The 19,107-nt window shown below is 70.2% G+C and carries 14 protein-coding genes; all 14 read left to right on the forward strand.

From position 1 onward, the window contains the following. Positions 1 to 24: 24 nt before the first annotated feature. The 14 genes from ABD223_RS39205 to ABD223_RS39270 all read left to right on the forward strand — a co-directional run bounded on the left by ABD223_RS39205 (position 25) and on the right by ABD223_RS39270 (position 19,075). A complete protein-coding gene (locus ABD223_RS39205; protein ID WP_344042615.1) occupies positions 25 to 3,084 on the forward strand; it encodes a lantibiotic dehydratase in 3,060 nt (1,019 codons plus the stop codon). Next, a complete protein-coding gene (locus ABD223_RS39210; RefSeq protein ID WP_344042617.1) occupies positions 3,081 to 4,304 on the forward strand; it encodes a lanthionine synthetase C family protein in 1,224 nt (407 codons plus the stop codon). Before ABD223_RS39205 ends, ABD223_RS39210 begins: the two co-directional genes overlap by 4 nt. Beyond that, positions 4,301 to 5,515 (forward strand): methyltransferase, FxLD system, encoded by a 1,215-nt coding sequence (fxlM, locus tag ABD223_RS39215; protein WP_344042619.1) that lies wholly within the window; start codon positions 4,301 to 4,303, stop codon positions 5,513 to 5,515. Before ABD223_RS39210 ends, fxlM begins: the two co-directional genes overlap by 4 nt. A gap of 219 nt (positions 5,516 to 5,734) precedes the next feature. Beyond that, the gene (locus ABD223_RS39220) at positions 5,735 to 7,300 is read left to right on the forward strand and encodes a helix-turn-helix transcriptional regulator (protein ID WP_344042621.1); all 1,566 of its coding nucleotides are present in this window, start codon (positions 5,735 to 5,737) and stop codon (positions 7,298 to 7,300) included. Positions 7,301 to 7,578: 278 nt separating this feature from the next. After that, the gene (locus tag ABD223_RS39225; RefSeq protein ID WP_344042623.1) at positions 7,579 to 9,360 is read left to right on the forward strand and encodes a GmrSD restriction endonuclease domain-containing protein; all 1,782 of its coding nucleotides are present in this window, start codon (positions 7,579 to 7,581) and stop codon (positions 9,358 to 9,360) included. A gap of 173 nt (positions 9,361 to 9,533) precedes the next feature. After that, positions 9,534 to 10,355, forward strand: a complete 822-nt coding sequence (locus tag ABD223_RS39230) for a DNA glycosylase family protein (RefSeq protein ID WP_344042625.1) — start codon at positions 9,534 to 9,536, stop codon at positions 10,353 to 10,355. Then, on the forward strand, positions 10,345 to 11,808 hold the full coding sequence (locus ABD223_RS39235) for a B12-binding domain-containing radical SAM protein (protein ID WP_344042627.1): 1,464 nt from the start codon (positions 10,345 to 10,347) through the stop codon (positions 11,806 to 11,808). Before ABD223_RS39230 ends, ABD223_RS39235 begins: the two co-directional genes overlap by 11 nt. Before the next feature lie 20 nt (positions 11,809 to 11,828). Beyond that, entirely contained in the window at positions 11,829 to 12,443 is a 615-nt protein-coding gene (gene tmk / locus ABD223_RS39240; protein ID WP_344042629.1) for a dTMP kinase, read from the forward strand. Between the two features lie 43 nt (positions 12,444 to 12,486). Then, positions 12,487 to 12,942, forward strand: a complete 456-nt coding sequence (locus tag ABD223_RS39245) for an NUDIX hydrolase (protein WP_344042631.1) — start codon at positions 12,487 to 12,489, stop codon at positions 12,940 to 12,942. Positions 12,943 to 13,052: 110 nt separating this feature from the next. After that, entirely contained in the window at positions 13,053 to 13,493 is a 441-nt protein-coding gene (locus tag ABD223_RS39250; protein ID WP_344042633.1) for a YbaB/EbfC family nucleoid-associated protein, read from the forward strand. Positions 13,494 to 13,497: 4 nt separating this feature from the next. Then, positions 13,498 to 13,803: a type VII secretion target gene (locus ABD223_RS39255; protein ID WP_344042635.1), complete on the forward strand. Its 306-nt coding sequence runs from the start codon at positions 13,498 to 13,500 to the stop codon at positions 13,801 to 13,803. Then, on the forward strand, positions 13,800 to 18,293 hold the full coding sequence (locus tag ABD223_RS39260) for a DUF6531 domain-containing protein (protein ID WP_344042637.1): 4,494 nt from the start codon (positions 13,800 to 13,802) through the stop codon (positions 18,291 to 18,293). The genes ABD223_RS39255 and ABD223_RS39260 overlap by 4 nt, the downstream gene beginning before the upstream one ends. Positions 18,294 to 18,345: 52 nt before the next feature. After that, positions 18,346 to 18,747: a hypothetical protein gene (locus tag ABD223_RS39265; RefSeq protein WP_344042639.1), complete on the forward strand. Its 402-nt coding sequence runs from the start codon at positions 18,346 to 18,348 to the stop codon at positions 18,745 to 18,747. Further along, the gene (locus ABD223_RS39270; RefSeq protein ID WP_344042641.1) at positions 18,734 to 19,075 is read left to right on the forward strand and encodes a hypothetical protein; all 342 of its coding nucleotides are present in this window, start codon (positions 18,734 to 18,736) and stop codon (positions 19,073 to 19,075) included. The genes ABD223_RS39265 and ABD223_RS39270 overlap by 14 nt, the downstream gene beginning before the upstream one ends. Positions 19,076 to 19,107: the final 32 nt, after the last annotated feature.

Consider the following 19,107-nt stretch of genomic DNA (forward strand, 5'->3'; position numbering starts at 1 on the left):
CTCTGTAACAGCCGGGAGGAATGGATGCGTTCCGCTGGTAGGAAACCGCTGTACCGGCACGTCGGTGTCGCGCTCGTGCGGGCTGCGGCGGCACCGCTGACCGACGCGCCCGACCAGTGGCCCGACCTGGCCGACGTCCCAGCCTGCCGGGCATGGCTGAACCGGATGTGGTCCCGACCCGGCCTGGCCGAGGCGGTGCGACAGGCCAGCCCGTCCCTGGCCGACCAGGTCGAGGCCATCCGCGCGGGACGTGCGGTGACCGACAGGCGGGTCCGAGGTGCGACGGTCTCCACCGCCCGGTACGTGCTGCGCAGCATCGGCAGGCCGACCCCGTTCGGGTTGTTCGCGGGCGTGGCACCGGTGGCCGCGACGGGTGCGTCGGTCGTGCGGTGGGGGCGGGAACACCGCGCGACGGCACGGGTGAACACCGAGTGGTTGGCCGACATCATCACCCGTGTCGAAGGGGCCGTCGACCTGCTGGAACGCCTGGAGGTGACGGTCAACGACCTCGCCAGGCGTCGCGGTGACCGGCTGGAGATCCCACACGGGCCCAACCGGGTGACGATCCAATACACCGGCGCGGTGGCGGCCGTGTGGGACGCGGCGGCGATCCCCATCCGGTTCGGCGAGCTGGTCGACAAACTGGCCGGGCACTTCGCCACCGACCGACCGAAGGTCCGCCACACGCTCGCCGTGTTGGTGAAGCAGGGGTACCTGCTGACGGAACTGCGCGCACCGTTCACCGTCACCGACCCGTTCGCCCACGTCCTGGCACGGTTGCACGCGGCCGGTGGCGACAGCGTCCCCGAGATCGCCACCCTGCTGCGTGACCTGGACGCGGTGCTGACCGGGCTGGCCGGGCACAACGATCCGAACACGCCGGTCGCCGGCCAAGACCGCATCCGCGCGGACCTCATCCGTCGGATGCGGGCACTGTCCCCGGCGGGCCGCACGCCGTTGGCCGCCGATCTGCTGTTGGACTGCAACATCAGTGTGCCCCGCGCGGTCACGCGGGAGATGGAATGCGCCGCGAGCGCGCTGCTGCGCATGACCCGCCGACCCACCGGCGACCCGGCATGGCGTGACTACCACGGCGTGTTCGTCGACCGCTACGGCGTCGGCACGCTGGTGTCGCTGCTGGACGTCGTTTGCCCCGACAGCGGCTTGGGCTACCCGGCCCGTTATCAGGGCAGCGTGCACTCACCGCCGATCCCGGAGTTCTCGGAGCGCGACGAGCGGCTGGCGGCATTGGCGTGGCGAGCGGCCGTCGACGGAACCGGCGAGATCGTGCTTGCCGACCAGGACGTCACGGACCTGGGCAGTGAGGATTTCGATGTCCGGTACATCCCACCCCACGTGGAGCTGTCGGCCCGCATACACGCGGACAGCATGGCCGCACTTGAGCAAGGCGAGTTCACCCTCACCGTCGCGCCTGCCCGCTCTGCGGGCACGCTGACCAGCCGCTTCACCCCCATGGCCACCGGCTCGGGCCTCGCGTCGGCCTACCGGGGCCTACCGGCCGCCACCGATGGAGCGTTGCGGGCGCAGCTGAGCTTCGGGCCCCGCTACGCGCCTGCGGAGAACGTCTGCCGCGTCCCTGCCTACCTCGACCACGTGATTCCGCTGGGCGAACACCGCGGTCACGGCGACGAGGCGACCCTGATCCGACTGGACGACCTCGCCGTCACCGCGACCCGCGACCGGCTGTACCTGGTCAGCCGCTCCCGCCGCCGAGTCGTCGAACCCCAGGTGTTCCACGCGCTCGCGCTGGACAAGCAACCTCCGCCCCTGGCCCGGTTCCTGGCGGAACTGCCGCGTGCGTTCAGCGCCTCCTGGTTCCAGTTCGACTGGGGGCCGCTCGCACGCCTGCCGAGGCTGCCGAGGGTCCGCTACGGACGCACCGTGCTGTCCCCGGCCCAGTGGCGACTGACCACCGACGACCTCACGCCACGCCAGGACGGTGAAGGGTGGCCGCGGCTGCTGGACCGATGGCGGCGGCTGTGGGGCTGCCCGCAGGTGGTCGAATTGCGCGACGCTGACCGCACCCTGCGCCTGTCCCTCGACGAGCCCGCCCACGCCACCCTCCTGCACGCCCACCTCGTCAAGCACGGCCAGGCCGTCCTCTACGAAGCTACGCCGATCGCCGAGTACGGCTGGATCGGCCACCACGCCCACGAGATCGCGCTGCCGCTGGTCACCACCCACCCCGCGGCACCCGACCCTCTCCGCGGCGCACTGCCCGAACTGAACAACACCCACGGACAACTTCCCTGCGCACCCGGCTCCACCTGGCTCACCGCGAAGATCTACACCCACCCCGAGCGGATGGACGACGTCATCACCGGCCACCTGCCCGCACTGCTGGACGAGCTGGACGCGGACACGCCCTGGTGGTTCCTGCGCTACCACAGCCCTCACGAGGACGATCACCTGCGGCTGCGGCTGAACCCCACCCCTGACCACTACGCTGCGTGCACAAAAGCGCTCGGGAAGTGGACGCAGCGGATGCGACAGGCAGGCGTGGCCGGACGGTTGGTGTTCGACACCTACCATCCCGAAGTCGGCCGTTACGGGCACGGTGCCGCCCTGCCCGCCGCCGAGACCGTCTTCGCCGCCGACTCCCGCTTCGTCGCCGCAACCCTGCACGCACGGCTCACTACGACCGTGCCACCTACCGCGCTGGTCGTGGCGGGCATGGTCGGCATCATCGACGCCTTCCTCGGCGACCCCGCCCTGGCGATCGACTGGCTGACCAGCCACCCGGCATCCACCGCATCCGCTCGCGACCGGCAGATCACTGGCCAGGCGATCCGACTGGCCGCCGACACCGATGAGCTGCGCCGACTGCCCGGCTGGACCGCACAGGTCGACCAAGCATGGCACGCCCGCGCGACGACGCTGGCTGAATACCGCACGCGACTGCCGCCGGACGTGGACACCGACGTCGTGCTGGAGTCGCTGCTGCACATGCACCACAACCGCGCCCTCGGCATCGACGTTGAAAGCGAACGCGCCTGCCGCCGCCTCGCCCGCCAAGCCGCGTTCACACGACGTGCCCGACCCCGGGGCAGGCGGCACCGATGACCTCCACCAACCCGACGATCACGGCACAACGGCGCGAACCGTCACCGTTCTGGCGGCAGTCGCTGGCCTCCGGAGCAGCGGGGATCGCGTTGCTGCACATCGCCGATGCCCGCGCCGGCCGCACGCCGTGGCCCGAGGTCCACCGGTGGATCACCGTGATGACTCACGACCCGGTCACCGCGGATACGACCGCAGGGCTGTTCCACGGAGCCCCGGCCGTCGCGTTCGTCCTGCGCCACGCCGCCCATCCCTCCTACGTGACAGCCCTCGACACGCTGGACCGCCACATCAGCGACCTCGTCACCCGACGTCTCGCCGTCGCGCACCAGCGCATCGACCAAGGGCTGCCGCCCCGGCTGGGCGAATTCGACCTGATCAACGGCCTGACCGGTATCGGCGCCTACCTACTGCTGCACCGCGGCAGTCAAGAAGGACTCGTGCGGGAGGTCCTGGCCTACCTGGTGCGGTTGGCCACCGAACCCGTGTTCGTCAACGGCCGGCAGCTGCCAGGCTGGTGGACCACCAACGCACCGAACGACCGCCCGTCCCCGCAGTGGTCCGGCGGGCACGCCAACCTCGGGATCGCACACGGGATCGCTGGCCCACTGGCGCTGCTGGCCCACGCGGCAATCCTCGGAATTACCGTGCCCGGACACGCCGAGACCATCGACCGCATCTATTCCTGGCTGGACCACTGGCGCAGCGGCACCCCGACCCGACCGTGGTGGCCAGGCCTGCTCCGGCCGGAGGAATGGCACCGCGGATCGGTCGACCAACCCGGCCCTCAGCGCCCGTCCTGGTGCTACGGCACCCCCGGAATCGCCCGCGCACAGCAACTCGCCGCCATGGCCCTCGACCACCAGCACAAGCAGCGAGCCGCCGAGCACGCCCTGGCCACCTGCGTCACCGACCCCGGCCAGCTCGCTCTGCTCCGCGACGCCTCCCTGTGCCACGGCTGGGCTGGCCTCGTCCAGACCACCCGACACGTGGCGGCCGACGCCGGACCCGACAGCGAACTGGCCGCCCTGCTGCCACACCTGAACACCCGCTTCACCCAACAACACCCGCACACCCGACAACCAGCGACCGGCGACGGCCTGCTCGAAGGCACCACGGGCATCGAGCTGACCCGACACCCCACGCCCGGCTTCGCCTGGGACGCCTGCCTGCTCATCGCCTCACCAACCACCGGGACACCGGACACAGAAGGAATCGGATGACCGCCACCACCGACACCCCGCCGGAAGACCTGCGCGACCGCATGGTCGACCACATCGCCGAGGCCGGACACCTGCGCTCGGCCACTGTCGAACGCGCGCTGCGCACGGTGCCCCGCCACCTGTTCGTGCCCGACGCCACCGTTCCCGACGCCTACGCCAACAGGTCCATCACCATCAAGCCCGGCGAACCCGGCGGCAGGCCCGCCAGCTGCATCTCCGTGCCCACCGTCGTGGCCATGATGCTCGACCAACTCGACGCCCGACCCGGCCACCGCGTCCTCGAAATCGGCGCCGGCACCGGCTACAACGCCGCCCTGCTGGCCGAACTCGTCGGCGACACCGGCCAGGTCACCACCGTCGACATCCACCCCGATGTCACCGAACACGCCCGACGCGCCCTCGACGCCACCGGCTACGACCGCGTTCACGTCGTCACCGGCGACGGCACCCTCGGCCACCCCGACCACGCCTCCTACGACCGGATCATCGTCACCGTCGGCCCCTGGGACCTGCCACCCGCCTGGCTGGCCCAGCTCGCCCTGGGCGGCCGACTCGTCGTGCCGCTGACCTGGCGGGGACAAACCCGCAGCGTCGCGTTCATCAAGCAGGAGGACGGGGTGCTGCGCGCCACCGACAGCCGGCTGTGCGGCTTCATCCCCATGATCGGCGACGGCCAGGACGGCGAACGCAAGATCCGCATCGCCGAAGACGTCGACCTCCACTTCGACCCCGACCAGCCCATCGACCTCGCGGCACTCCACGGCGTTCTCGACCGCGAAGCCGTCACCGTGTGGTCCGGTGCGTCGGTGGCGCCCATGGAATCCACCGACCTCATCTGGCCCCGCTTCACCGGAGTCGAACCCGGAACGTGCCGCTTCGCCGCCGGCAACACCGCTGTCGAGGCCGGCCTGTGCAACCCCGCTTTCAAGTACAGCAGCCCCGCCCTGGTCGAAAACGACTCCCTGGCCTACCTCACCCTGCGTGGCCTCGAGCCCAATGCCACCGAACGCCGCTTCGAACTCGGCGCCACCGGCCACGGCCCACTCGGCACGGACCTGGCCGAACGCCTGTGCGCCGTGATCCGCACCTGGGACCACGACCGCACCGCACAACCCGTCATCACCGCCTACACCGCCGGCATCCCCAACGCGGACCTGGTCGACGGGCAGGTCATCGACAAGCGGTTCGTTCGCCTGGTGATCTCCACTTGATCCGATCCGGCACCGCCCGTAGGCGGACTTGGACCTTGGTCAGCACCCCGCCGTGAACTGGTGATCTCCGCATCGCTGGACGTGGTCAGTCGCCGAGAGCGAGCCGTCGGCGGATGAATGTGGTCGCCGTGTCATCGCAGAAGTTCATCGATCACGATTTTAACGCCAGAGCTATACTGCGCGCGTCAGTGGTGCCGCTCGTGCAATCCAGGGGTTCGCATGAACATCTTTCACGGTGATGGCGAGGAGAGGCAGCCGGCGGCAACTCCGGTCCGACCGGTGGCAGACGCGGTCGACAATTCCGAGCAGGCGAACGGCGGTGCTCTCGACGCGACCGTGAGGCTGGCTAATGAAATCCGTCAACGTCGCAACCGGGCCGGCATGAGCCAACCGGAACTGGCCCGACTGATCGGATACACCCGCCAGTACGTGTCCCACGCCGAACGTCCCCAAGCCAACCTCCCTTCCCTGGAACTCGTTCGAGCGCTTGACAAGACGCTGAAAGCGGACGGCCTCCTGTTGGAACTACGAGAGGCGGCGCGGCAGGAACGGCATGGTCGACGCGACAAAACGACTCCGCCGGACACCTCTGGTAACACCGGCCCCATCCTCGAAGGTCGCTTCGACGATGTGCATCCGCCTCAGCACGTACGAACGAGCCAAGAGGAGTGGTTGCGCGTGCGCAACGCTCCAGGTGTGAGGGGGCGAGAGCTGACGGAACTGGCGGCCTGGTTGTACCCCGAGTCCGACCGTGCGGTCGGCGGTCACGTGCTCGCTGACTCGCACTGGCTCCTGGAAGAACCCGTCGAGTTGGACTCCGTCAAGCTGTGCTGGGATCAGGATGCGGCGCCCTACGCACTTCCCGAGGCCGTCCCCATTGATGGCCTGCTGCCCTTGCGTGACGAGGACAACCGGTATGCGGACTACAGCCGGGCGGTACGCGACCTGGTGCGTCCTCGATTGCTGGAGAACCGTCTCAGCTATCGGCTGACCGGCGTGCACGGCGAGGCGGACGGAACTTTGACGCTGCGGTTCGGGCGCACCACGTTCTTCGAGGTCTTCAACGTCAAGCAGATGGTCGCGCACGAGTTCAAGAAAGCCTGGCTCCTGTCGGGCAGGCAGATTCCCGGGTTCGAAAGGCTTCCGCTGCGCGCTGCCATCGGGAACCCGTTCGACCCCGCGCGACTGCTCATGTCGCCGGGAATCAATACCCTGACGATACGACGTGGCAGCCCCGGAGAGGGTGCGAGCTTCGTCCTGCACGAACGGGACGGCGGGAAGGTAGCCGACGGTGGCGGGCTGTGCCACGTGATGCCCGCTGGCGAGTTCCAGCCGTCATCCTCCGCGCCGGTGGATGTAGCGAACGACTTCTCCCTGTGGCGCAATATCATGCGCGAGTTCTCCGAGGAGTTCCTGGGGAACCCCGAACACGACGGCTGCAACCCGAAATCGATCGACTATGAGAACGACGAGCCATTCGTGCGCTTCGAGCTCGCACGCGACCGCGGAACACTTCGCATGTGGCACTACGGACTGGTCGTGGAACCGCTCGAACTCGGCGCCCTGCAGCTCACCGTGGCGGTCCTGGACGCACCCGAGTTCGACCGGCTGTTCGCCAACATGGTGTCCACCAACGACGAGGGCAGCGTGATCGGCAAGGGCGGCACCAAGCGCATCCCGTTCACCGAAGAGGCCATCAACCGCCTCGAACCGCGCCTGACAGCTAGCGCGTTGACCCTGCTACGCCTGGCGTGGCGAGACCGGGCCGCCCTCCTCCGGTACTAGCGTTCGGGCATCCATCGAACCGACCCTGCCCGGAAGTCGCGGACGACTCACCTGAAGCTCGTTGAGGTCACCTCACTGCAGCACATCCACTTCTGGCTGCACGTCTGGGGTGTGATCGACGCGGCTCGTCGAGGCACGGGGTCGGTCTCTCCGGATGGAGTGGAACTGCTCGCGCAGCATGTGACGGAATCTCATGTAGGCGATGCGACGTTCGGAGAAACTTTTTCGTCCGACTGCGCGATACAGCCCTCGACGGCACAGCGAACGGGGTGATCCACATGGGCGTCGAGGCCTTCGGCATCGAGAAGGAGTTCCTGAAGGACCTGCTCACCCAGGTGGACAGAGGCGAAGCGCAGCTCCCCGAGTTCCAGCGCGGCTGGGTGTGGCCCGACCGCAACATCGCCAGCCTGATCGCCTCGATCTCGCTGGGCTATCCGGCGGGCACCGTGATGATGTTGAAGCAGGGCGGTGACGTCCGCTTCAAGACCAGGTCGGTCGAAGGAGCGCCCCGTGCCGGCGCCGCGCCCGACCGGTTGATCCTGGACGGTCAGCAGCGGTTGACCTCGCTCTACCAGTCGTTGTTCCGCGACGCCCCGGTGGAGACCCACGACGTCCGCGGCAACACCACGCGCGGCTGGTTCTACATCGACATGGAGAAGGCCCTCCTCGGTGACGGGGATCGTGAGGAGGCCGTGGTCTTCGTCCCCGAGACCAAGGTCCGCGTGGACTTCCGGGGGCAGGCGCTGCTGGACCTGTCCACGCCGGAGCTGGAGTACGCGAACCGCATGTTCCCGTGCACGGCCGTGTTCAACTCGATGCAGTGGATGATGGGGTTCTTCCAGCACTCGCCCGAGCGGCAGTCCGAGAACCTGGCGCTGTGGGGCAAGTTCCACGAGGCCGTGGTCAAGCGGTTCGAGCAGTACCAGCTGCCGGTGATCGAGCTGGGCAAGAGCACGCCTCGCCAGGCGGTGTGCCAGGTCTTCGAGAAGGTCAACACCGGCGGGGTCACCCTGACCGTCTTCGAGCTGCTGACCGCGACCTTCGCCGCAGACGACTTCGACCTGCGCCAGGACTGGGCCGACCGCAAGGCGCAGTGGGCCGGCAGCCAGTACCGGATCCTCTCCGAGGTCGCCAACACCGACTTCCTCCAGGCGGTGACGCTGCTGGCCACGCACGAGCGCCACCAGGCCGCCGTGGAGGCCGGTCGGGACGAGGTCGCCGTCCCGCGCATCGGCTGCCGGCGCGCCGACATGCTCAACCTCACCCTGCCGGAATACCGCAAGTGGGCGTCCGCCGTGACCGACGGGCTCAAGTCGGCGGCGCAGTTCCTGTACTCGCAGCACATCTTCGACACCCGGTTCCTGCCCTACGGCAGTCAGCTCATTCCGATGTCCGCGATCTTCGCCCTGCTCGGCGGCAAGGCCGGGACCGTCGGGGCACTGCAGAAGATCTCCCGCTGGTACTGGTCCGGTGTGTTCGGTGAGCTCTACGGCGGCACCACCGAGACCCGCTTCGCACGCGACGTGCCCGAGGTCGTGGCCTGGGTGACCGGTCAGGGTGGTGAACCCCGCACCGTCCAGGAGGCCCAGTTCTTCTCCAGCCGCCTCCACTCCCTGCGCACCCGCGGCTCCGCCGCCTACAAGGGCCTCTACGCGCTGCTGCTCAAGGAGGGGCCCGTGGACTGGCGTACCGGCTCGGACATGTCCAACGAGAACTACTTCGACAACGCGGTCGACATCCACCACGTGTTCCCCAAGGCGTGGTGCGAGAAGCAGGGCATCAGCTCGGCCGAGTACAACTCCATCGTCAACAAGACACCGCTGACCGCCCGCACCAACCGACTCATCGGCGGCCGGGCGCCTTCCGTGTACCTGCGCGGACTGGCCAAGACCGCGGACACCACTCCGGAACAGGTCGACCGGAACGTGCAGTCACACCTGATCTCGGCGGCCGACCTGCGCAACGACGACTTCGACGCCGCGATGAGGACCCGACAGGGTGCCCTGCTGGACCTCGTCGGCAAAGCCATGGGCAAGGACGCGCAGATCGACACCGAGTAGTGGGATGTGGCTCGATCGTCGCGCCTCTGCCGAGACGGCGGGTCTCCTTCACCTGCGAGTGGCGTCGTCGTCCATTCCGGCACATCCGCTCCGCCACGCCGGCGGGGTGGATGTGCAGGGGAGGTGGCATCGGCATCATGGGTGACTCTCAACCCACCCCAGGGAGCCACGCTGTGATCGTGTCCTCGGTGATGACCGACCATCCCTCCTGGCTGTCGGCAGATGACACCACCTACCGCGCCGTCCGCTCCGGACGCTCCACTTGGGTGCTGACCTGCACACCTGTCGGGACCGGCGAGTACCGGGCAGAGGCTCGCCCCGTGTCCGGCGCGGGAGATGCTCCCGTGCTCGACGTCATCGACCCCGCCGGGCTGACCGGACCCGAGGACGTGGTGGGCGTGCTGCGCGCCGCGGGCACGGTGGGGCGCTGGCGCAACCCGGACCTGTGGGACGCCCTGGCCACGTCGATCGTCCGACAGGTCATCCGGGCGGGCCAGGCGCGCAAGCTCTACCGCGCGTTCTGCCGGGGCCACGGCGAGGCGGTCACCACGCCCCACGGCCCGACCTGGCTGTTCCCGACGCCCGAAGCCGTCCTGGCGCTCCCGGACGAGGAGTTCACCGCCCTCGGGATGGCGTTCAAGCGCCGTCCGCTGAAAGCCGCCGCCGAGGCGGTGCTGGAGTTCGGCGCGAAGTGGGCCGAACTCGACCCGGCCGTGCTGCGGGACGAGGTGCAGGGCGTGCCCCGCATCGGCCCGTGGACCGCGGGTGCGACCGTCGCCGACCTCACGAACGACTACTCGCTGTACCCGTACGCCGATCTCGCGGTGCGCACCTGGGCGAACCGCCTGTCCACCGGGCGAACCTGGCCCGAAACCGAACCGGACTTCGCCCGCCGCTGGGCACGGTTGGCGGGGAAGGACCTGTCCGCCTGGACGCTGCTCACACTCGCATGGGGAGTACGTCATGCCAACACCTCGGGAGCCGTTGCCATCTGACCCATCCGCAGCGCTGATCACCGGCGCAGACCTCCGACAGCCGCTGGACGCCCTGTTCGTCAACGCGCCGCTGCGCGACTACGCCGAGCGGCCCCGCGTCAACGACTTCACCCTGCCCGTGCTCGGCATGGGTTACCTGGCCACCTACGCCGCCGCACAGGGCTTCACCGTCGGCGTCCTGGACGCCGAGGCCCACGGCCTGGGCATCGACCACACGATCGGCATCGTCAACCGGGCCGCTCCGCGGTGGGTTGGCTTCAACCTGCTCGCCCCGACCTACCAGGTCAGCGCCCGCATCGCCGCCGCCCTCGACCCGGCCATCAAGGTCATGCTGGGCGGCCACCAGGCCAAAGCGATGCCCGTCGAGATCCTGACCGACCCGCGCATGTCCCGCTGCGAAGCCCTCGTCCTCGGCGAAGGCGAGACCCGAGTGGCCGCCCTGCTGGCCGACCACCGGTCGCGCACCGAACTGCCCGGCGTCATGTGGCTGGACCCGATCCTGAAGCGCCCGGTGACCGGCGGCATCCCCGGCAACGCCCACCACCTCGCGCCGGACGTGGACGCGCTGCCCTTCGTCGACCGCCGCTACCTCGCCCAGGACCCGCACCGCGAGGCAGGCCGGTGGGAGGCGAACATGGTCGGCGCCCGCGGCTGTCCCTATGACTGCTCGTTCTGCGGCGCGGCGGTCTCCGCAAACCCCGACATCACCATCCGCACCCGCGACCCGCACAACATCCTCGCCGAGATGCACCAGCTGCGGGACACCGGCGTGACCGCGTTCCGCTTCGTCGACGACCTGTTCCTCGGCGCACGACGGGTCATCGACCACATGATGAGCGCGTTCACCACCGAGCGCGTCGGAGACTGGGCGGTCTGGGACGCCACCGGCCGGATCAACGTCCTGCACCGCGCGAGCGACCACACCCTCGACACCCTTGCGCGCAACGGCCTGCGCGAAGTGGCACTGGGCATCGAATCCGGCAGCGAGCGCGTGCTCACGCTGATCGACAAGCGCATCGACCCCGACATGACCAAGACCGTCGTCCGCCGCCTGACCGAACGCGGCATCGACGTCAAGGGCTACTTCATCCTCGGCTTCCCCACCGAGACCCCGACCGAGATGGCCGCCACCGTCCGCCTGGTGCACGAACTGTGGGACCTCACCGACCCACTACCGGGGCGGTTCCGCGCCTCGGCCTTCGAGTACCGCCCCTACCCCGGCACACCCGACTGGCACCGCCTCCTGGCCACCGGCCGCTACACCGCCGACCAACTGCTCGACTACACCCCCGTCGACCTCACCGACGCCGGGATCGACGAGTCCATGAAGGAACGCGACGAGTTCAACTTCTCGGTGAACCTGCAACTCTCGGAAGTGCCCATCGACCACGTCCGCGCCCAACTCGTCGCCCTGACCCACGAACAGCACGCCCGGAAAGCCACAGCGGCATGACCGGCCACCGCGGACTTCTCGTGACCATCGACGGTATGGGCGGCGCGGGCAAGAGCAGCACCACCGGACACGTGCGCCACCAGCTCACCAGCCAGGGCTACGCCGTCCACACCACCACCGAGCCCTCCTACGCCCAACTCGGAGAGATCGCCCGCCACGGCACCGACACCTACTCCGGACACGCCCTGGCCTGCCTGGTGGCAGCCGATCGCTACCACCACCTGGCCACCGAGATCCGCCCGCAACTCGCCGCGGGCAGGATCGTGCTGTGCGACCGCTACGTCGCCTCCTCCTACGTGCTGCAACGCATGGACGGCGTCCCGATCGACTTCATCGAAGCCCTCAACGCCGCCGCCGACATCCCCGACCTCGCCGTCATCCTCACCGCAGACCCGGAAGTCACCGCCCGGCGCATTCACGAGCGCGGCGCGCACAGCCGCTTCGAGGGAGGCATCACCACGTGCCGGGCGGAAGCCGAGCTATACGTGGACACCATTGATCGCCTGATTCGACTCAACTACCCGATACTCGCAATCGATACGACGAAAAGCGCAACAGAGCAGGTCGTCGGCATGATCACCCAACGAATTGCGCAATTGACGGCCGGTCCACCTGACGAATCACTCACCGCGTAAGCTGCGCCGGGTCCTGAACCGCGTGAGCAACCGACGAGGATCCATGGCCGACCGTCACCTGATCGACGTCCACGTCCTCCTCGTCCGCGACGACGACGTCCTGCTCACCCGCCGCCGCGACACCAACCCGCTCTTCGACGGCCTGTGGCACCTGCCCTCCGGCAAGCTCGACGCGGGGGAGTCGGTCCTCGACGCCGCCGTCCGCGAAGCCGAAGAAGAGGTCGGCGTCCACCTCGCCCCCGCCGATCTGCGCCTGGTCCACACCCTCCACGTCAACGGCTCGGGCCCCGAACCCCGCCTCGGCCTCTTCTTCGAAGCCCGCCGCTGGACCGGCACCCCGACCAACTGTGAGCCCGACAAGTGCTCCGCGGTCCGCTGGTTCTCCCTGGAGGCCCTGCCCGACCGGCTCATCGACTACCCGGCCGCCGGCATCCACGCCTACCGCGCCGCGACCACCTTCAGCACCCGGGGCTGGGCGAGGCAACCGGTAGCGCTCTGATCGGATCGTCCGCGTCGGGCTCAGCCGGCACCTCGGGAACGAAACCGCCTCGGGCGCCGTCCCACACGAGGTAGCGTGGCCCGATTTCCACGTCACCGGAGGGGGAGCCGATGACTGATCCGTTGGCGAATGTGCAGCGCCTGGTGGACGACTGGGAGCGGGATGCGCAGGAGAAGGCCGCGCGGTACGAGTCGATGCGGCAGGAGGTCGGGCGGATCTCCATCACCCGGTCGGCGGCCGGTGGTGCGGTGAGCGTGACCGTCGGGTCGAATGGCATTCCCGGCGCGGTGACCATGACCGAGGCGGTGTCGCGGCTGCGCCCGGAGCAGATCGCGGCGGCGGTGATGGAGGCGATGCGCCAGGCCCAGGCCGCCTATCCGGCGGAGTTGGCGCGGATCGTGGGGGAGACGGTCGGGGAGACCGCGTCGGGGCGGCACATCGTGGCCACCGCCGAGCGCAACTTCCCGCAGGTCGAGCCGGACGGCCCTCCCGCCGCGCCGCCGCGTCGCGGTGATGGTGACGACTTCAGCGACGACAGCTACCTGGGGTGAGGCGATGACGGGCTACGAGGCGGTCACCGGTGAGATCTCGGCGCTGGCCGGGCGGGTCGAAGGTCTGTCGGAGCGGCTGCGCGCCGCTGCGGACGCCGCACGGACGGTGGCGATGAACGACTCCGCCTACGGCGTGGTCTGCCAACCCTTCGCCGCGCTGCTGCAACCGTTCGAGGAGATGGGCGTGCAGGCGTTGGTCAAGGCCGCCGAGACGGTGGCCGACAACGCGGCGAACCTGCGCGGCACCTCCCGCGCCTACGACCAGCGGGAAACCGCCGAGTCCACCAACTTCGGCGGGATGAACCGGTGACCAACCCGCTGATCGCCGCGCCGCAGAGCGACACCACCGCGGTCACCGGCATCGGCATCGCCGAGTCGGCGCAGGGCCTGGCCAGCGGTATCGCCGACGGCAGCTGGGTCGAGGCCGGCCTGGGCGGTGTCGGGGTGGGCCTGGAAGTGCTGTCGATGGTCATCGACCCGGTCGGCACCGTCGCCTCCTACGGCGTCGGCTGGCTGATCGAGCACGTGCAGCCGTTGAAGGAGGCCCTGGACTGGTTCGCCGGCGACCCGCCGGTGATCCGCTCCTTCAGCGAGACCTGGTCCAACGTCGCCACCGAGGTCGGCCGCATCGCCACCGAACTCGGGCAGCAGGACGCGTCGGGCTGGACCGGCCAGGCCGCCGACACCTACCGCGGGCACGCCGCCCAGACCGCCGACGCCATCGCCGGCGCCGCCACCCTGGCCGAGGGCGTGGGCGTCGGCGTGATGGTCATGGGCGAGGTCGTCGCCGCCGTCCGCGAGATCATCCGCGACCTGGTCGCCGAAGTCGTCGGCAAGCTCATCACCTGGGCACTGGAAGCCGTGGCCACCCTGGGCCTGGCCACGCCGGTGATCGTCGCCCAGGCCACCTCGACCATCGCCCGGGTCTGCAACCGCATCTCGGACCTGGTCCGCAAGCTGGTCAAGACCATCGGCAACGTCACCCCGCGCATCCGCCAAGTCCTGGACAAGCTCGGCGAGATCATGGAGAAGCTGGGCAAGCTCGGCCGCCGCGCCGACGGACCCGGTACCCCCGGCACCACCCCCTCCAGCGCCCCGAGCGCACCCGACGCGCCGACCGTCAAGGGACCCGACGGCACCACCGGCCCGTCGGGCACGACCAGCCCGTCCGGTGCTCCGGACACCACCTCCCCGTCCGGCACCACGAGCCCGTCCGGCACCACCACCCCCTCGGCGGCCGCCACCCCGAGCAGCCCCGCCACTCCCGACACCCCCGGCCCGGACGGTGCGCCGCCCGGCACCACGTCACCGGACAGTCCTCGGCAGCCCGACCGCACCGGGAACAGCGGGCAGCGCGACGGCGACATCGACAGCACGGTGGACGACCCGCACAACGCCTCCCAGTCGGCCGACCGGCCGTTCTGCGAGGACGACCCGATCGACGTCGCCACCGGTGAGGTGGTGCTGTCGCAGACCGACGCCACCTTGCCCGGTCTGCTGCCGCTCGTGTTCTCCCGGCACCACCAGTCCTCCTACCGGGCCGGGCGGTTGTTCGGCCCGTCCTGGTCCTCCACCCTGGACCAGCGGGTCGAGGTCGGCCCGGTCCACGTCTGGCTGGCGACGGACGACGGCCGCCTGCTGCGCTTCCCCAAGCCGGACGGCGCGGAAACCGTGCTGCCGGACTTCGGCCCGCGGCTGGCGCTGCGGCGCAGCGGCGCGGGCTACGAGGTGGCGCACCCGCAGCGGGGGCTGACGTGGGAGTTCCAGCCCGTCGGCGCGGAGTGGGACGCGCGCTCGACGCTGCCGCTGACGGCCGTCCGGCGGCGGGCGGGCGGTGACGTCCTCGTCGACCACGACGACGAGGGCCTGCCGACGCGGTTGCGCCACTCCGGCGGGTACGAGGTCGCGGTCGACACGGCCGACGGGCGGGTGATGGCGCTGAGGCTGACGTCCGCGCCCGAGCCGATCACCCTGACGCGCTACTCCTACGACGACGCGGGACAGCTGTCCGAGGTGACCAACTCGTCCGGCGCCGCACTGCGCTTCACCCACGACGAGGACGGCCGGCTCACGTCCTGGACCGACCGCAACGGCGTCTGGTACCGGTACGTCTACGACGAGCAGGGCCGGGCCACCACGACCATCGGCTCCGGTGGGGCGCTCAACGGCACGTTCGCCTACGAGGACCGCCGCACCACGCACACCGACACCCTCGGCAACGCGACCACCTACGAGCTCAACGAACTCGGCCAGGTGGTGCGGCAGGTCGACCCGCTCGGCGCCGTGACCACCCGCGAGTGGGACCACCACGACCGGCTGCTGGCCGTGACCGACCCGCTCGGCCACACCACCCGCTACGCCTACGACGACGAGGGCGACGTCACCGCGATCACCAGGCCGGACGGGACGACGGTCACCGCCGCCTACGCCGGGCCGGGCCTGGCGACCGAGGTCACCGACCCCGCGGGCGGCAGGTGGCTGCGCGAGTACGACGCCCACGGCAACCTGGTGGTCGAAACGGACCCGGCCGGCGCGACCACGAGGTTCGAGTACGACGACCGCGGCCACCTCAGCCTCACCACCGACCCGCTCGGCAACGTCACCCGGTACGAGACCGACGACGCCGGGCTGATCACCGCGATCACCGACCCGCTCGGCGCCACCACCCGGCACCAGCGCGACGCCTTCGGCCGCGTCGCCGCCACGACCGACGCGCTCGGCGGCACCACCCGGTACAGCTGGACCGTAGAAGGCAGGCTCCTGGCCCGCACCCGCCCCGACGGCAGCACCGAGCGGTGGCGCTACGACGGCGAGGGCAACCAGGTCGAGCACGTCGACGCGCTCGGGCAGGTCACCCGCACGGAGTTCACCTTCTTCGACCTCCCGGCCGCCCGCACCGCCCCGGACGGCGCCCGCACGTCGTACGCGTACGACACGGAACTCCGCCTCGTCGAGGTCGTCGGCCCGCACGGGCTGAGCTGGCGCTACGAGTACGACGCCGCGGGCCGCCTGCGGCGGGAGGTGGACTTCGACGGCAGGGTGCTCACCTACACCCACGACGCCGCCGGCAGGCTGTCCACCCGCACCAACGGCATGGGCGAGACGGTCACCTACGAGCGCGACGTCCACGGCGTCGTGGTCGCCAAGCACACACCGACCGGGACGGCCACCTTCGACCGCGACCCGTGCGGCCGCGTCGTCCGGGCGGCCAACCCGGACACCGAGGTCCTCTACGAGCGGGACGCCCGCGGGCGCGTGCTCGCGGAAACCGTGGGCGGGCGCACCGTCCGGTCCGGGTTCGACGCCACCGGCAGGCGCGTGTTCCGACAGACCGCGGTGGGCGTGACCTCCGTCTGGGAATACGACGCGGCGGGCAACCCGGTGGCGCTGCACGCGACAGGCGGCAACCTCGCCTTCCGGCACGACCCGCTCGGCCGGCAGGTCGAGCGGAGCCTGGGCGAGCTCACCGTGACCCAGTCGTGGTCTCCCGCGCACCAGCTGACCGGACAGGTCGTCGCGGCCAAGCAGCCGATCACCCACCGCAGCTGGCGGTACCGGCCCGACGGTCACATCGAGGGGGTCGCCGACCCGACCGGCGAGCGCCGGTTCGCGCTGGACCGACGCGGACGCGTCGTCTCCGTGCAGGGGCAGGGCTGGTCCGAGCATTACGACTACGATGTCGTCGGCAACATCACCCGCGCCGACCTGCCGATCGCGGACCACGGCTCCGAAGGACCGCGCGAGTACGCCGCCACGCGCCTGCGCAACGCCGGGCGCACCTCCTACGTGCACGACCGGCAGGGCCGCGTTGTGCAACGGCGACACCGCACGCTGTCGGGCCAGGTGCGCCTCTGGCGCTTCACCTGGAACGCCGAGGACCGGCTCACCAGCGTGACCACCCCCGACGGCGACACCTGGCGGTACCGCTACGACCCGATGGGCAGGCGGATCGCGAAGGAGCGGTTCGACGCGGCCGGCAACCCCGTGGAGCGGTTCGACTTCACCTGGGACGGCACGCGACTGGTCGAGCACGCCCACAGCAGCGGCACGACCAGCACCTGGGAGTACCAACCCGGATCGGCCACCCCGATCGCCCAGGTCGACCAGGACGAGGTCGATCGGCGCTTCTACGCCATCGTGGCGGACGTCGTCGGCAGCCCGACCGAACTGGTCGACGCCCGCGGCGAGGTCGGGTGGCGACGCACGAGCACCCTCTGGGGCCGAACGCTGTCCCAGGCGGGCCAGACGGCCTGCCCGCTGAGGTTCCCGGGCCAGTACCACGACCCGGAGACCGGCTGGCACTACAACCACTTCCGCTACTACGACCCGGAAACCGGGCGGTACGCCTCACCCGACCCGCTGGGCCTGGTGCCGTCGGTCAACCCCGGCGCCTACGTGCCGAACCCCACCCGGCAGATCGACCCGCTCGGCCTCCAGAGCTGCGACGTCAGCGGCGACGAGGCCAAGCAGCAGGCCCTTGCCGACGCCGGCGTCCCACCGGGTTCCGAACCCCTCGACAGCCGCATGGTGCCCTCCACCACGCCGGGCGGCCGGCAGATCCTGGACGAGAACTACCAGCCGGTCTACTTCCCCGAGGAGATCTACCTCAACAACCGGGACGAGCTGATCGTGTTCCAGGACCACTACACCGGACACCAGTTCGGCGAGGGCGGAGTGGGCGACCAACCCCCGCACGTCCATGTGCGACCCTACGACAACACCCGCAACGGCCAGGTCCCCGGAGCGCAGGAGCACTACTATTACAACCCCAACCTGGGCAGACCGACTCCTGCCCAATGACGTCAAGCTGCTGGCCCGGTTCCACCCGCAGGCACCGGACCTCACCGGACTGGTGCTGCGGTCGATCCGGTTCGAGCGCCGCGGTCCGGGCTGCACGCTGCGCGTCGACCTGCCGGTCGCCTCGGACGTGCCCGGCTACAGCCGCGTACAGGCGCACCTGGGTTTCCTGGCGGTCGACGACGTCCGGCTGTCCGGCGGCGCGGTGCTGCCCGCCACGGTGTCGGTCGACTTCGCGGAACGGCCCAGGGCGAGGTTGGCCGTGTCGGTGACCGGCGAGGCGCTGCGGCTGACGCTGACGTGCGCCGAGCAGCTCCGCTTCGGCAAGGTCAGCGCCCACAACTCGCCCCCGGACGCGGTGGACGACGGGCCGCACGAGTTCACCAGCAGGCTGGACCAGCGGCTGTACACGGCGGTCCCGGGGGCGGAGGTCGACACCTACCATGAGCACTTCTGAGCTGTCGGCGTTCGAGGTGTACGCCCTGCACTGGGACGAGCGCGAGCAGGCGGTCACGGTGTCCTTCGAAGGACCGCTGGACGAAGCCGCCCGTCGGACGTGGGAGGCGCCGCCCGAGCACGACTGGATCCGGTTCCACCTCAGGTTCGCCGCGGTCGACGACGTGGAGGTGCACGGCTGGAGCCACCAGCTGCCCACCAGGGTGGAGCAGGTGCCGGTGGGGGAGCGGGTGTCGGTCGCGGTGACGGGGGCGGGCACCAACGTTCGGTTCACCTCCACCCCCGCCGTGCGAGTGGGGAGCCGGACGTCCAAAGCCGGGTCGCTCTGAACAACACGCGCAGCGGCGCCCGAGCCGCCGCG

This window comes from Saccharothrix xinjiangensis (assembly GCF_039527585.1).
Lineage (GTDB): Bacteria > Actinomycetota > Actinomycetes > Mycobacteriales > Pseudonocardiaceae > Actinosynnema > Actinosynnema xinjiangensis.

Coding starts and splice junctions, on each gene's coding strand:
- ABD223_RS39270 (WP_344042641.1), top strand. CDS start 18,734: ATGAGCACTTCTGAGCTGTCGGCGTTCGAGGTGTACGCCCTGCACTGG.
- ABD223_RS39250 (WP_344042633.1), top strand. CDS start 13,053: ATGACTGATCCGTTGGCGAATGTGCAGCGCCTGGTGGACGACTGGGAG.
- ABD223_RS39225 (WP_344042623.1), top strand. CDS start 7,579: ATGGGCGTCGAGGCCTTCGGCATCGAGAAGGAGTTCCTGAAGGACCTG.
- ABD223_RS39205 (WP_344042615.1), top strand. CDS start 25: ATGCGTTCCGCTGGTAGGAAACCGCTGTACCGGCACGTCGGTGTCGCG.
- ABD223_RS39245 (WP_344042631.1), top strand. CDS start 12,487: ATGGCCGACCGTCACCTGATCGACGTCCACGTCCTCCTCGTCCGCGAC.
- ABD223_RS39210 (WP_344042617.1), top strand. CDS start 3,081: ATGACCTCCACCAACCCGACGATCACGGCACAACGGCGCGAACCGTCA.
- ABD223_RS39220 (WP_344042621.1), top strand. CDS start 5,735: ATGAACATCTTTCACGGTGATGGCGAGGAGAGGCAGCCGGCGGCAACT.
- fxlM (WP_344042619.1), top strand. CDS start 4,301: ATGACCGCCACCACCGACACCCCGCCGGAAGACCTGCGCGACCGCATG.
- ABD223_RS39255 (WP_344042635.1), top strand. CDS start 13,498: ATGACGGGCTACGAGGCGGTCACCGGTGAGATCTCGGCGCTGGCCGGG.